This is a genomic window from Kocuria marina (assembly GCA_014652975.1).
Lineage (GTDB): Bacteria > Actinomycetota > Actinomycetes > Actinomycetales > Micrococcaceae > Kocuria > Kocuria marina.
The window spans coordinates 319,460-334,018 of sequence record BMZV01000001.1 but is presented as its reverse complement, the minus strand read 5'-3'; the positions used below and the strand labels follow the sequence as shown (position 1 = coordinate 334,018).

The window sequence follows — 14,559 nt, the reverse complement described above, 5'->3', positions numbered from 1 at the left end:
ACGCATGCGCGGGCGGGATCGCGAGGACCGCGGTTCCGCCCGCGTCGTCGTGCCCGGGCACAGCGGGCGACGACGCCGCGGTGTCGGCCGAGCGACGTCGGCCTGTACCCGCGGGTGACCAGGGGGAAGGCCGGCTATGTGACGTGTTTGTGACGGTGAATCGCTGCACTGAGGGCTCGCTCGGTACGTTGGAGCGACTTGCCTCCCCCTCACCCAAGGAGCACCCATGACACCCTCCGCCGACACCCAGGACAAGGCCCCCGCCGCGGCGTCCGGCCGCGTGCGCGGACCCCGCAAGGGTACCGATCTGGGCCAGTGGAAGGTCAGCGGCCGCACGCCGCTGAACCACAACGAGGAGTTCAAAGCGGAGGAGAACTCGCTCAACGTCCGGCAGCGGATCATCGACACGTACTCCAAGACGGGGTACGCCTCGATCCCCGCGGACGACGTCCACGGGCGGTTCCGCTGGTTGGGCCTGTACACGCAGCGCAAGCAGGGCGTGGACGGTGCGTCGACCTCCAAGCTGGACGCCGAATCGCTCTCGGACGAGTACTTCATGCAGCGCATCCGCCTAGACGGCGGACAGCTGACCACGGAGCAGACGCGCGTGCTGGGTGGCATCTCCCGGGATTTCGCGCGCGGCACCGCGGACGTGTCCGACCGGCAGAACATCCAGCTGCACTGGCTGCGCATCGAGGACGTCCCCGAGATGTGGGAACGCCTGGACTCGGTAGGGCTCACGACCCTCGAGGCGTGCGGTGACACCCCCCGCGTGTTCCTGGGCAGTCCCGTGGCGGGCGTCGAGGCGGATCCGATCATCGATCCCACGTCCGAGCTCGAGGCGCTGCGCACAGAGTTCGTGGGCAACCCGGACTACGTGAACCTGCCGCGCAAGTTCAAGACCGCGATCACCGGCAGCCGCACCCTGGACGTGGTGCACGAGATCAACGACGTCAGCTTCGTGGGGGTCAACCACCCGGAACTCGGTCCCGGTTACGACCTGTGGGTGGGCGGTGCACTGTCCGTGTCCCCGCGGTTGGGGGAGCGCCTGGGTGCGTTCGTGGCGCCGGAGGACGTCGTGCCCGTGTGGGCCGGGGTCACTGCGATCTTCCGCGACTACGGCTACCGCAAGCAGCGCACCAAGGCCCGGTTGAAGTTCCTGCTCGCCGAGTGGGGCCCGGAGAAGTTCCGCCAGGTGCTCCAGGACGAGTACCTGGGTCGCGAGCTGCCGGACGGTCCCGCCCCCGAGCGCGCCGTGGGTCACGCGGATCACGTGGGGGTCCACGAACAGAACGACGGCAAGAAGTACGTGGGCTTCGCGCTGACCGCGGGTCGCCTGAGCGGTGACGCCCTCGTGGCGCTCGCCGACGCCGCCGAGGCCGCCGGTTCCGGCCGGATCCGGTTGACCCCGCACCAGAAGGTCCTGGTGCTGGACGTGGCCCCGGAGAACGTGGATTCCCTGATCGAGGCGCTGCGCCCGTGGGGGATGCACGCCAAGCCCAGCCCGTTCCGCCGGTCCACGATCGCGTGCACCGGGATCGAGTTCTGCAAGCTCGCGTTCGTGGAGACCAAGGGTCTTGCCGCACGGGTGATCGACGACATGGAGCAGCGCCTCCAGGATGTGGAGATCCCCACCCCCATTTCCCTGCACATCAACGGGTGCCCCAACTCGTGCGCGCGTATCCAGACCGCGGACATCGGCCTCAAGGGCCAGTACATCGGTGAGGAGTACGTGTTCCAGGTGCACCTGGGCGGCGGCCTGGCCTCCCCGGACCGCGAGGAGGGCGGGTTGGGTCGCACCGTGCGCGGGCTGAAGATCACCGCAGACGACCTGTCCGACTACGTGGAGCGTGTCACCCGCACGTTCCTCGACGAGCGCGAGGCTCACCAGAGCTTCGCCGAGTGGGCCCTGAACGCCCAGGAGGATTCACTGAAATGACCAGGACCGACACCGCAGGCAACAGCGGCGCGGCGGACGCGTCGTCGTCCGCTCACACCACGACCATCGAGCAGGACCCCGCGGCCGCTTCCCCCGGACGCACCCGCTCCGTCGAGGAGCTCAAGGCGCTCGTCGAGGAGGCGCAGCAGCGCTTCGGACTGCGGGATGCGGACCCGGACGAGGTGCTCGCGTGGGCCGCCGAGACCTTCGGGAAGAAGCTCGCGGTCGCGTGCTCCATGGCCTCCGACACCGTGGTCCCCGCCCTGGTGAGCAATCACGTCAAGGACGTGGACGTGCTCTTCCTGGAGACGGGCTACCACTTCCCGGAGACCCTCGAGACCCGCGATCGCTTCGCCTCGGACTGGCCAGTGAACGTGCGGACCCTGCTGCCCGAGCTGACCGTGCCCGAGCAGGACGCCAAGTACGGTCCCAAGCTCCACGACCGTGACCCGGGCCTGTGCTGCGGGATGCGCAAGGTCGCGCCGCTGGACAAGGCCCTGGCCGGCTACGAGGCCTGGGTGACCGGGCTGCGGCGCGAGGAGACACCCCACCGCGCGAACGCCGCGCCTGTGGAGTGGGATGAGCACCACCAGATGGTCAAGCTCAACCCTGTGGTGGATTGGAGCTTCGACCACGTGGTCGATTACGCCGAGCAGAACCTCGTGGTGGTCAACCCGTTGCTGGGCCAGGGCTACCCGTCCATCGGGTGTGCACCGTGCACGCGCAAGGTCGCGCCCGGAGAAGACCCCCGCGCCGGTCGTTGGTCCGGTGTGGGCAAGACAGAATGCGGGATCCACCTATGACCACGACCACCTCCGAGTCCGTGACACTCTCCCAGCTGCAGCGTCTCGAGGCCGAGTCCATCCACATCTTCCGCGAGACCGCGTCCGAGGGCGAGCGCCCCGTGCTGTTGTTTTCCGGCGGCAAGGACTCGGTGGTCATGCTTCACCTGGCCGCCAAGGCCTTCTGGCCGGCCCCCATCCCGTTCCCCGTGCTGCACGTGGACACCGGGCACAACTTCCCGGAGGTCCTGGAGTTCCGGGACCGCACCGTGGAGCGGTTGAAGATCCGTCTGGAGGTCGCCAAGGTCCAGGACTACATCGACGACGGCCGCCTGGCTGAGCGCCCGGACGGCACCCGCAACCAGTTGCAGACCGTTCCCCTGCTGGACGCGATCACGGAGGGCAAGCACGACGTCGTCTACGGCGGCGCCCGGCGTGATGAGGAGAAAGCCCGCGCCAAGGAACGCATCATCAGCCTGCGCGATGAGTTCGGCCAGTGGGATCCGCGTAACCAGCGCCCCGAACTGTGGAGCCTGTACAACACGCGCCACCGCCCCGGTGAGCACGTGCGGGTGTTCCCGCTGTCCAACTGGACCGAGTTGGACATCTGGTCCTACATCACCGAGCAGGGCATCGACCTGCCCCCGCTGTACTACGCCCACGAGCGGGACGTGATCAGCCGCGACGGGATGTGGCTCGCCGTGGGTGAGTACGTGAGCCCGCGGGAGAACGAGACCGTGGAGCAGCGCACCGTGCGCTACCGCACCGTGGGTGACATGAGCTGCACGGGTGCCGTGGAGTCCCCGGCCACGACCGCGGAGGAGGTGCTGGCTGAGGTCATGACCAGCACCCTCACCGAACGCGGGGCCACCCGCGCGGACGACCGCGTGTCCGAGGCCGCCATGGAGGACCGCAAACGAGAGGGCTACTTCTAGAGATGAGCACCGAGAACCGAGCAAGCCTGCTGCGGATCGCCACGGCCGGCAGCGTGGACGACGGCAAGTCCACGCTCGTGGGCCGCTTGCTGCACGACACCAAGAACATCCTGGTGGACCAGCTCGACGCGATCGAACGGGTCAGCCAGTCCCGCGGCCTGGACGCCGCGGACCTCGCGCTGCTCACGGACGGGCTGCGGGCCGAACGCGAGCAGGGCATCACGATCGACGTGGCCTACCGCTATTTCGCAACGCCCGCGCGCAGCTTCATCCTCGCGGACTGCCCGGGGCACGTGCAGTACACGCGCAACACCGTCACGGGTGCCTCCACCGCGGACGCGCTGATCGTGCTCGTGGACATCACCCACGGGATCATGGAGCAGACCCGGCGCCACCTGGCTGTCGGGGCCCTGCTGGGGGTGCCGCACCTGATCATCGCGGTCAACAAGATCGACCTGTTGCCCGATGCGGAAGAAGCGTTCCGGGAACTGAGCGGACAGTTGCACGAACTCGCGGACGAACTGGGTGTGCTGGACCTGCGGATCATCCCGGTCTCCGCGCTGCGCGGCGACAACGTGGTCGAGGCCTCCCAGGACACCCCGTGGTACGACGGTCCGTCCCTGCTGAGCTGGCTCGAGAACCTCCCGGACTCGTCCGAGCTCACCCAGGCGGAACGGTTCGCGCTGCCCGTGCAGTGCGTCATCCGCCCGCAGTCCGCCGCACTGTCCCCGGAGTTCGTGGACTACCGCGGCTACGCGGGCCAGATTGCCTCCGGTTCGGTGGCCGTGGGGGACGAGGTCGCCGTGCAACCGGCCGGGCGCACCACCACGGTCGAGCGCATCGACGTGGCCGGGGCTCCCGCCGAGTACGCCGTGGCCGGGCAGTCCGTGACCCTCACACTCGCGGACCAGATCGACATCACGCGCGGTGACCTGATCGCGGAACCGGCCGGTGCGCCGTCGGGCACCAAGTCGGTGGAGGCCGTGGTGTGCTGGCTCGACGACGAGAAGCCCCTGCGCGAGGGCCAGCGCGTGCTGCTCAAGCACACCACGCGCGTGGTGCGCGGGATCGTGGGCTCGCTCGACGGGAGGCTGAACCTCGAGAGCCTCGCCGCGGAATCGGTGGAGTCGTTCGAGCTCAATGATATCGGCCGGGTGACCGTGCGCGTGGCCGAACCGCTGTTCACCACTGCGTACACGCAGTCGCACGCGCTGGGCTCGTTCCTGCTCATCGACCCACAGTCCGGTCGCACGCAGGCCGCGGGCATGGTGCAGGACGACAGCGTCAACACCCCGGGTGTGCTGGGTAACCTCCGCGCGGACGCGGGGGAGTGGGCCATCTGAGCCACCCCTGAGTGACCTTTGCGGCCCCGGTCCACGTCGTCGACGACGGCGCGGCACCGGGGCCGCTGTGCGTGTCGGTGCCGGTCGGTACGCTCTGGAGCGTGATCAGCCCCAGCCTCGTCTCGGCCACCGCCGTCCTGCGCGCCCTCGCGATGCGCGGGATGGAACACCTCGTGGTGTCCCCGGGGTCGCGTTCCGCGCCGCTGGCATATGCCGCGGCCGCAGCGCAGGCCAGCGGTGCACTGTCGGTACACGTGCGGATTGACGAGCGCGACGCCGCCTTCACCGCCCTCGGCATCGCCCGCTCCACGGGCCTGCCGTGCGCCGTGGTGACCACGAGCGGGACGGCCGTGGGTGAGCTGCTCCCGGCGGTCATGGAGGCCTCCCACGCGGGGGTCCCCCTGGTGGTGCTCAGCGCCGACCGCCCGCCCGAACTGCGCGGCACCGGCGCGAACCAGACCACGCGGCAACCCGGGATGTTCGCCAACTTCGTGCGCGCGGCGGTGGACCTGCTGCCGCCGGACGATCCGCAGTTGTCGTGGGCGGAGCACTGCGAGGACACCGAGTCCCTGCTGGATCACGTCCTGGCCGCCCTACCCGGCGATGCGCAGGATCCGCCCGGACCCGTGCATGTGAACGTGGCCCTGCGCGATCCGCTGTACCCCGTGTGCGACGACGACCACCGTCACCTGCGCAGCTGGGCCCGCGACCTCGCGAGGGAGGTGCGGCCCGTGCGTTCCGTGGGTGCCGCGCGGATCCGGGTGCACCCGTGGTCGGTGCTCCTGGAGCCGTTCCTCCCGCCCGCCGAATCGGTGCGAATCGCGGAGTCGGCGCCATGGAACGAGCCCGTGCGTGTGACTTCCGAGGCCGACGGCGCGGATATGCGTTCCAATGCCGCGCGGCGGGTGTCTTCCGACTCTGAGTCTTCGGCGCCCCCGGCACCCTCGGCGACCGCGGGCACCGCGCATCCCCTCATCTTTGCCGGCGACGGCGCGGGGCCTACCACCGAGCGTTTCGCGCTGGAGCATTCGTTGCCCCTGCTCGCCGAACCCTCGTCCCAGGCGCGCGCGGGAGAGGCCGCCATCCCGTCCTACGAGAGCGTGCTGGACTCACCCCTCGGTGAGCGCGTGGACTCGGTGATCCTCGTGGGCCGCCCGACCCTGAGTCGCCGTGTCTCGGCGCTGCTCAAGCGCCCCGACGTGCGGGTGATCGCCGTGCGACCCGATCCCTCCCCGTGGTTCGAGCACGGCAGGCGCCCCGAGGACGCGGTGGGCTCGTTCGAGGAGGCAGCGAGCGCCGTCGGACCCGCGGAACCCGGGTGGCTCGAGGCGTGGCGCGAGGCGGGAGCCGCCGCCGACGCCGCGGTGCTGCGGTTCGCGGACGACCAACCCTCGCTGACGCGCCTGCACGTAGCGCGGGCGGTGTGGGACGCAGCGTGCGCGGACGGGTCGGTACTCGTGGCGGGGTCCTCCAACATCGTTCGGGACCTGGATCTCGTGGCCCGCGCCCGGGGGCCCCTGGCGGTGATCGCCAACCGCGGGCTCGCGGGGATCGACGGGACCGTGGCCACCGCGCACGGCGTGGGACTGGGGACGGGGCGGCCCGTGCGTGCCGTCATGGGGGACCTGACGTTCCTGCACGACGCCGGGGGACTGCTCCTGGGACCCGGCGAACGCGTTCCGGACCTGCACATAATCGTGGTCAACGACTCCGGCGGCGGGATCTTCCAGACCCTGGAACACGGGGACCTGGGCCGGGACCCGCGTTACACCGCGACCGTGGAGCGCTTCTTCGGAACCCCCCACACGGTGGGGATCGCGGAGCTGTGTGCGGCGTACGGGGTCCAGTACGTGAGCGCGGACACCGCGATCGAACTCGCCGCCGCGCTCGCCGCACCCGTGGCCGGCCGGCGGGTCATCGAGGTCACACTGGACCGGCAGAGCCTGCGGGACTTCAACGTGGCCGCCAGGGACGCCGGTGCGCGAGCGGTGCGGGAGTACCTTGAGGGCGAGCCCTCCGAACGGGAGCATCGCGCGGGGGAGTGAATGCCACTCGGCGCTCACATGCTTTTCACCGTGCGCCGTGCGTACCGTCCCGGGCCGGCCGCGGCCGTATGCGCCGCCCATGGTGTCCGGGGCGCTCGTTAGCATGGCGTCATGACTGAGCAGAGCACTCACACGACCACCGTCCGCACCGCGCTCGTCACGGGCGCCACCCGCGGCATCGGCCGGGCCATCGTGCAGGACCTCGCACGGGACCACATCGTCTTCGTGGGCGGACGTTCCGCCGCCGACGTCCAGCGGGTCCGCGACGAACTCGCCGGGCTGGGTCCGGGGACCCGGGCGTTCACCGCGGACGTGAGCTCGGACGAGGAGGTCGCCGCGGCGTGGGAACCCCTGCGGGACGAGTTCGAGGGGCTCAACGTGCTGGTCCACTCGGCCGGGATCGCACCGCAAGCGCGGGTGGAGGAGGCCACGCGGGAGCAGTGGGAGCGGATCTTCGACGTCAACGTGATCTCCGTGGCCCAGCTGACCCGATTGACCCTGCCCCAGCTGCGCGTGGCCGGCGGTGACGTCGTGGCCATCAACTCGGGCTCGGGGTTCACCTCGGGCCCGTCGGCGGCGCTGTACTCCGGGACCAAGTTCGCCCTGCGCGCCCTGACCGACGCGCTGCGTGAGGAGGAACGCGAGAACGGCGTGCGCGTGAGCTCGGTGCACCCGGGGCGCGTGGCCACGGACATGCAGGAGGAACTGCAGGCGTACATGGGCAACGAGTACCACCCCGAGGACTGGATCCGCCCCGAGCAGATTGCCGCGGCGGTGCGCACGGCAGTGGACGCCACGCGGGATTCTCAGGTCGAGGTGATCTCGGTGCGGCCCTCCGGGATGGTGAACCGGGGCTGACCGCGGTTCATCGCCTCCCGCAGGGGCCGCTCATGACGTCGTGATCGGGTGGGCGCGCTGCATCGGCGCGGGATGCGCGCCCCGAGGGGTGCCGGCCGACCCCGCCGGGACCACCGCGAACGCCGGTGAATAGGCGTCCTCATCATAGGGTGCGTGTTTCAATCACGCCGATTCATTCACAATCCGGGAAAGAGGCACCCCTGGTAAAACCCAGGGGTTGCTCCCGGTGCCATGGGTCACACTCTCGGTCAGGATCGAGGTCGAGTAATGAGCGCCACGTCGGTGCTCAACTCGGGCGCGGTGATCGGCGGCATGCTCGCCTCCAAGCTCGCGGACCGTTCGGGCCCGCAACGCATCGTGGCCACCACGTTCGTGCTCGCGGCCATCCCCCTGGCGCTCATGACCTTCGCGTTCCCGCTGCCGGTGCTGTTCATCGTCATCGCGATCGCCGGTGGGGGCACCCTGGGTACCCAGGTGCTGATCTACGGCTTCACGTCCAACTACTACACGACCAAGCACGTGCCGCCGGCGTGGCCTGGGGCTCCGGCCGCCTGGGCGGGATCTTCGGCCCACTCATCGGCGGGTGGCGCCTGGCCGCCAACCTGGGAGGTGCCACCGCGTTCTACATCTTCGGTGCCGTGGCCCTGTTCGGTGCGCTCGTGACCATCCTCGTGCCGCGTCAGCGCACGGTGGAACAGGCCAAGGCCAAGGCCGAGGAGATCCTCGAGACCCAGGACATCCCGGGGCCCGCCACCGACATCCCTGTCACGGATCGCGTCTGATCCACCGATCCGGTCGGGCACCCGCTCGGCACCCGTGTTCCACCACGACGGCGCCGCTGTTCTTCCCGAATAGCGGCGCCGTCGTCGTGTGCTTCCACGCGGCGTCGAGCGCCCCGCCCATTGCTGCGGGATCACGTGGGCGGGGCCCCCGTTGCACGGGAGTCGGCGGGCGGATTACTCCGGGGTGTCCACCGTGGTGGGGTTGAGGACCCGGGAGAGGAACGTGCGGGTGCGCTCGTGCTGGGGTGAGCCGATGACCTCGCGGGCGGGGCCCTGTTCCACGACCACGCCGCCGTCCATGAACACCACGCGGTCGGCGACGTCGCGTGCGAAGGACATCTCGTGGGTCACCACGAGCATGGTCATCCCGTCATCCGCGAGTTGGCGCATGATCGCGAGGACGTCGCCCACGGTCTCGGGATCGAGAGCGGAGGTGGGCTCGTCGAACAACATCAGATCGGGGTCCATGGACAGCGCCCGCGCGATCGCCACGCGCTGCTGCTGACCGCCGGAGAGCTGGGTGGGCCGCTGGCCGGCCTTGGCCTCCAGACCCACGCGTTCCAGGTTCGCCAGGGCGATGCGCTTGGCCTCCTCCTTGGAGCGCTTGAGCACCTTGACCTGGGACACCGTGCAGTTCTCGAGCACGCTCAGGTGGGGGAACAGGTTGAACTGCTGGAACACCATGCCCACGCGGCGGCGCATGGCGTCCACGTCCAGATCTGGGTCCGTGACCGTGAACCCGCCCACGGAAATGGTCCCGGACTGCGGGGACTCCAGGAGGTTGAGGCAGCGCAACAGGGTGGACTTGCCGGAACCGGAGGGCCCGATCAGACACACGACCTCACCTGTGGCCACGTCCAGATCGATCCCGCGCAGCACCTCGAGGTCCCCGTAGGACTTGTGCAGCTCGCGCACGTGCACCGCGGCGGAACCGGAGTGGCCCCGGTCGGACGCGGCAGCGGCGTCGTCGGAGGACGAGCGAGATGCACCCGGGGACGGGGCAGCGGAACGGCCCGGACCGGTCGCGGCAGAGCTGGGACGTGCAGTAGAGGCGGCGTCGTGCTGGGAACCCCGGGCGGGATCCGCCCCGGGGGTCGCCGACGGGTCGGAGGATGCGGGATCGGGGGAGGCTGCGGAAGTGGACACTGGGAGCTCCTAGGACTTCTTGACCCGGTCGGTCTTGGTTTCGAAGTGGCGGGACAGAAGCCCCAGCGGCACGGTGATGATCAGGTAGCAGATGCCGGCCACGACGAGCGGGGTCAGCCCGGCGCCGGCGTCGGAGATGCCTTCGCGGCCGAACTTGGTGAGTTCGTACTGCTGCACGCCCATGCCCAGCAGATAGACCAGGGAGGAGTCCTTGGTCAGCAGGATGACCTCGTTGGTCAGCGGCGGCAGGACGATGCGCAGGGCCTGGGGGATCACGATCGTGACCATGGCGCGGGTGTGGGACATGCCCAGGGAGCGGGCAGCCTCGTACTGCCCCGGGGGCACGGCCTGCAGACCTGCGCGGAGGGACTCGGCGATGTACGCGGCGGCGACCACGCCGAGCGCGATCATCACGGTCACGTAGTGGTTGAAGCGGAAGCCGAAGGCCAGGGGGATGCCGTAGCCCAGGGCCAGGAACACGAGCAGCGCGGGCACGCCGCGGAAGAACTCGATGTAGAGGGTCGCGATCCACCGGTAGGGCGCCACGGAGGAGAGCTTCATGAGCGCGAGGACCACACCCAGGGTCAGGCCCACCACGAAGCCCAGGACCGTGTAGATCAGGGTGTTCTTCAGCGCCACGGTGATGATCCCGGGGAACTGGTTCAGTGCGACCTCGGGGTTGAACACGCGCTGGTAGAGCACGTTCCAGTCCGCGAGGAACACGAGTGCTACCAGTACGACGACGAGTACGGCGTACTGGATGCCCCGCGACAGCTTGGCGCGCTGCCGGGTGGTCATGGCCATGGATGTCTCCCTGTCCGTGGGTTGCCCACATATGCGTGCCGGGCGGTGTCACACCGCCCGGCACGGATGTCCTGCTCTCGGGGAGTGGAGCCTACAGGCCCATCCACTCCTTCTTCATCTTGTCCATGGTGCCGTCGCTCGTGATGCGGTCCAGGGTCTTGTTCACGGAGTCGAGGATCTCGGTGTTGCCCTTCTTCACGGCCACGCCCAGGTTCTCGTTGGTGTCCACGGTCTGCACGACCTCGAGGTCCGGGTTGTCCTTCGCGCGCTTGGACAGCGTGGAGATGTTCCCGGACACGGCCTGCACGCCACCGGACTCGAGGGACTGGAACATGAGCTCCACGTCCTCGAACTGCTGGGTCTTCAGGTGCTTGTCCTTGGCGAACTGCTCACCGGAGGTGGCCTGCTGTACGCCCACGGTCTTGTCCCCCACGGAGTCGAAGTCGCGGATCCCGGAATCCTTGGTGGTCAGCAGGGCGATCTGGTCGTTGAAGTACGGCTTGGAGAAGTCCACGGACTGCTTGCGGGCGTCCGTGATGGTGATCCCGGAAATGGCGGCATCGCACTGGTCGGTGTCCAGCGCCGCTCCGGACTCGAGGGTCTCGAAGTTCGCCTGCACCACGTTCTTCTCCCGGCCCAGGTCCTTGGCGATCTCGTCCCCCAGAGACATGTCGAAGCCCACGATCTTGCCGTCCTTCTCGAACTCGAACGGCGGGTACGGAGAGTTGGTGCACACGGTGAACGTGTCGGAGCCACCGGCCTGGGAGCCGCCCCCGGAGGTCGATTCACAACCGGTCAGTGCCAAGCCTGCGGCGGAGAGGACGGCGAGCGCGGGAACGAGTCGGCGCAGGGTTGACATGTGTGCTCCTCGGGGAGATGTGGGGTTCCGGGTGAAACTCGTGGCGATTTTACTACGGGGTGCCCGGATCGGCCCGGAATCCCTTTACTCCCGGTCCCACCGTGCGGGCAGGGACTCGAGCATGGGGCGCAGTTTCGCCCAGGTCTCGGCGAGCTCGGCGCGCGGATCGGATTCGGCCACGATCCCGCAGCCGGCGCTCACGCGCGCCCGGTGCGCGTCCAGCTGCACGGCGCCGCGCAGGGCGATGCCCCACTCGCCGTTACCCGCGCCGTCGAGCCAGCCCACAGGGCCGGCGTAGAGCCCACGGTCCATGCGTTCGAGGTCCTCGATCACGGCCCCGGCGGTCTCGGTGGGCGTCCCGCACACCGCGGCGGTCGGGTGGACGGCCTCCGCGAGTTCGAGGGCCGAGGGCAGGGTCCCGTCCACGCCCGCACGCAATTGCGCGGTGACGTCCGACGCGAGATGCCACACGTTCGGCAGCGCCAGGATGAAGGGGTGCTCGCCGCCGGAGACCTCATCCGCGTACGGGGACAGCCCCGTGATCAGAGAGTCCACGGCGAAGCGGTGTTCGCGCTGTTGCTTCTCGGACCCGCCCAGCTCGGTACCGGCGAAGTCCTCGGGGTTGGCGCCGTCCGGCAGGTCCTGGCGGTCCAGGGTCCCGGCGAGCACACGGGCCGTGGCGGTGCCGCGATGCACCCGGATGAGCATCTCGGGGGTCGCGCCGAGCAACCGGCCCGCACCCTCCCCGTCGTCCGGGCCCTCCTGCTCGGAGCCTTCCTGCTCCGGGCCCAGGCGCACGCAGTACGTCCAGCACGTGGCGAAGCGTTCGCTCAACCGCCCCAGCACCGCACCGAGTTCGATGGGCCGCCCGGTGTCCACGACCACGTCCCGCGCGAGCACGAGCTTGTCGAGCTCCCCCGCGCGGATCATCCCCACGCCGTCCGCGACGGCCTCCATCCAGCGCTGTTCGTCCAGGGTCCCGGGCACGGCCGTGGGGTACGACGACGCCGCTGCGTCCGGTTCCTCAGGCCGCGCCACCGCGGGTGCGGCGCGCACGAGGCGACGCCACGCGGCGTCGACGTCCTCGACCGTGGGTTCGGACGGTCCGGTGGAGATCAGGGTGAGCCACGCGCCGTGGGCGTCGGTGCCGATCACGAGCTCGGGGACCATGAGCCCGGAGTCCACCGTGGAGGACGGCGCGAACGCGAACGCCCCGAAGGCCAGCAAACCGGTGCCGGGGTGCTGCACGAAGTCATGCACGGTCGCGTCCTGGCGAAGCTCGTCCCACCACACGCGCGCGGAGGTGAATCGGGTCCCGCCCCGCACGCGGTAGGCCGCCACGCGACCGAGGCCGACGATTCCCTTGCCGCGCATGATCCACGTGGCCGGGTCCGCGCTGCCTAGCAACCGCCGGACGTCCGGGTTGCGGGCGAACTCCGCGGCCGCGGGAACCTCGGACAGGGGAAGGGTGAGCGCACTCAGGCGGGGTGCGGGGAACTCGGGTGTCATCGTCCTCAAGCATAGGACGCGCGCGTGGGCGCGGCGGTGTCGGTCGGGTGGGCCGGGACCGGCCCGGCTTCCTGCCGAGTCCGTGGGCGGAGCGACGACGGCGGGGACAGCGGCGTCGGCGGGCGATGACACAATGGGCGGGTGGTCCGTCCAGCACGCGGGCGCGCCGACATCACAAGGAAGAACACAGGAAGCGGAGGGCCGCGGCGCAGTGAAGGTCTTGATCAGCGGGGGAGGCCCCGCCGGTGCCACGGCGGCGTACTGGTTGGCGAGCCAGGGGATCGCGGTGACCGTGCTCGAGAAGAGCGGCTACCCGCGGGAGAAGGTGTGCGGGGACGGGCTCACGCCGCGGGCCGTGCGCCAGATGCAGCTCATGGGCTTGCCGCACGGCGCCGCGGAGGGTTATAAGGCCAACAAGGGACTGCGACTCGTGGCGTCCGGGCGCACCGTGGAGGTCCCGTGGCCCGAACTGACCGATTTCCCGTCCTACGGACTCGTGCGCACGCGCGCGGGTTTCGACGAGGACCTGGTGCGGCACGCCCGGCGTGCCGGTGCGCACGTGATCGAGCACCGCACGGTGCGGGACGTGCTGCGTGATGACACCGGGCGGATCGTGGGCGTGCAGGCAGCCGTGATGGACCCGGCGACCGGGCGACGCACCGCCGAGACGGAGGAGCACCGCGCGGACCTCGTGCTCGCCGCGGACGGCAACTCGACCCGCACCGCCGTGGCCGCGGGTCTTCACCGGCGCACGGATCGGCCCCTGGGCGTGGCCGTGCGCACGTACTACCGTTCCCCGCGCTCGGAGCTCGATTGGATGGAGGGGTGGCTCGAACTCGCGGACGGCACGGACCCCGAGCGCTCCCTGCTGCCCGGCTACGGCTGGGTCTTCGGCGTGGGGGACGGCACCGCGAACGTCGGCCTGGGCATTCTGGACACCTCGCCCGCGTTCGGCAAGCTCGATTACCGCGCGGTGCTGCGTGACTGGGCCGCGTCCATGCCCGCCGAGTGGACCTTTGACCCGGAGCACCAGGTGGGCCGGGTGGGTTCGGCCGCGCTGCCCATGGCCGGCAACCGCACCCCGCACTACGTTCCCGGGCTCATGCTGCTCGGGGACTCCGCGGGGCTCGTGTCCCCGTTCAACGGGGAGGGGATCTCCAACGCCATGGAGTCCGCGCTGTTCGCGGCGTCGTGCATCGTGGACGCCGCCGAGGCCAACGGGCCCCAGCAACGGGAGAACGCGCTCGCCCGCTACCCGCAGCTCGTGCGCGCCGAATGGGGGGCCCATTTCACGCAGGGCCGGGCGCTCGCCGAGCTCATCGGCCACCCGGCGATCCTCACCGCGGGCCTACGGGCGGGGATGAGCGTCCCGGCCATGATGCGCTTCGCGGTGCGGGTCATGACGGAACTGTCGGACCGGCCCGCCCGGACTGTGACCGATCGCGCGATCGCGGTGCTGGACGCACTGACCCCCGCGAGCTGAATTGTCGATAGAGTGGTGGATCGTGACTGACCCCAGCCGCCCGAATGACTCCCTGCGCTTGCCCGAAGGGTTCG

At 70.0% G+C, this 14,559-nt stretch carries 13 protein-coding genes; 9 read left to right on the top strand and 4 right to left on the bottom strand.

Annotated elements, in window-relative coordinates; genetic code table 11:
- Positions 1-226 precede the first annotated feature (226 nt).
- The 8 genes from IE157_RS01645 (at position 227) to IE157_RS01610 (ending at position 8,684) form a co-directional block, all read left to right on the top strand.
- Positions 227-1,939: a nitrite/sulfite reductase gene (locus IE157_RS01645; protein ID WP_064846686.1), complete on the top strand. Its 1,713-nt coding sequence runs from the start codon at positions 227-229 to the stop codon at positions 1,937-1,939.
- Positions 1,936-2,742, top strand: a complete 807-nt coding sequence (locus IE157_RS01640; RefSeq protein WP_231885587.1) for a phosphoadenylyl-sulfate reductase — start codon at positions 1,936-1,938, stop codon at positions 2,740-2,742. Before IE157_RS01645 ends, IE157_RS01640 begins: the two co-directional genes overlap by 4 nt.
- Positions 2,724-3,656 carry a sulfate adenylyltransferase subunit CysD gene (gene cysD / locus IE157_RS01635; RefSeq protein WP_035960192.1) on the top strand — a complete coding sequence of 311 codons (933 nt, stop codon included), beginning with the start codon at positions 2,724-2,726 and terminating at the stop codon, positions 3,654-3,656. Before IE157_RS01640 ends, cysD begins: the two co-directional genes overlap by 19 nt.
- A gap of 2 nt (positions 3,657-3,658) precedes the next feature.
- The gene (locus tag IE157_RS01630) at positions 3,659-4,999 is read left to right on the top strand and encodes a sulfate adenylyltransferase subunit 1 (RefSeq protein WP_098054818.1); all 1,341 of its coding nucleotides are present in this window, start codon (positions 3,659-3,661) and stop codon (positions 4,997-4,999) included.
- Positions 5,000-5,100: 101 nt separating this feature from the next.
- Complete coding sequence (gene menD, locus IE157_RS01625; protein WP_193518932.1) at positions 5,101-7,044, top strand: 2-succinyl-5-enolpyruvyl-6-hydroxy-3-cyclohexene-1-carboxylic-acid synthase; 1,944 nt, start codon at positions 5,101-5,103, stop codon at positions 7,042-7,044.
- Between the two features lie 111 nt (positions 7,045-7,155).
- Complete coding sequence (locus IE157_RS01620) at positions 7,156-7,902, top strand: SDR family oxidoreductase (RefSeq protein ID WP_193518931.1); 747 nt, start codon at positions 7,156-7,158, stop codon at positions 7,900-7,902.
- Positions 7,903-8,169: 267 nt separating this feature from the next.
- Positions 8,170-8,565: an MFS transporter gene (locus IE157_RS01615; RefSeq protein ID WP_193518930.1), complete on the top strand. Its 396-nt coding sequence runs from the start codon at positions 8,170-8,172 to the stop codon at positions 8,563-8,565.
- The gene (locus IE157_RS01610; RefSeq protein WP_193518929.1) at positions 8,541-8,684 is read left to right on the top strand and encodes a hypothetical protein; all 144 of its coding nucleotides are present in this window, start codon (positions 8,541-8,543) and stop codon (positions 8,682-8,684) included. Before IE157_RS01615 ends, IE157_RS01610 begins: the two co-directional genes overlap by 25 nt.
- A 174-nt stretch (positions 8,685-8,858) precedes the next feature.
- Here IE157_RS01610 and IE157_RS01605 read toward each other — a convergent pair whose 3' ends face one another.
- The 4 genes from IE157_RS01605 to IE157_RS01590 all read right to left on the bottom strand — a co-directional run bounded on the left by IE157_RS01605 (position 8,859) and on the right by IE157_RS01590 (position 13,002).
- A complete protein-coding gene (locus IE157_RS01605) occupies positions 8,859-9,605 on the bottom strand; it encodes an amino acid ABC transporter ATP-binding protein (protein WP_064846722.1) in 747 nt (248 codons plus the stop codon).
- Between the two features lie 234 nt (positions 9,606-9,839).
- Positions 9,840-10,634 carry an amino acid ABC transporter permease gene (locus IE157_RS01600; protein WP_064846689.1) on the bottom strand — a complete coding sequence of 265 codons (795 nt, stop codon included), beginning with the start codon at positions 10,632-10,634 and terminating at the stop codon, positions 9,840-9,842.
- 91 nt (positions 10,635-10,725) lie between these two features.
- The gene (locus IE157_RS01595; RefSeq protein WP_064846690.1) at positions 10,726-11,493 is read right to left on the bottom strand and encodes an ABC transporter substrate-binding protein; all 768 of its coding nucleotides are present in this window, start codon (positions 11,491-11,493) and stop codon (positions 10,726-10,728) included.
- A gap of 84 nt (positions 11,494-11,577) precedes the next feature.
- On the bottom strand, positions 11,578-13,002 hold the full coding sequence (locus IE157_RS01590; protein WP_193518928.1) for an isochorismate synthase: 1,425 nt from the start codon (positions 13,000-13,002) through the stop codon (positions 11,578-11,580).
- A gap of 211 nt (positions 13,003-13,213) precedes the next feature.
- Between IE157_RS01590 and IE157_RS01585 the strand changes: the two genes are divergently transcribed.
- Entirely contained in the window at positions 13,214-14,485 is a 1,272-nt protein-coding gene (locus IE157_RS01585; RefSeq protein ID WP_193518927.1) for a geranylgeranyl reductase family protein, read from the top strand.
- Positions 14,486-14,559: the final 74 nt, after the last annotated feature.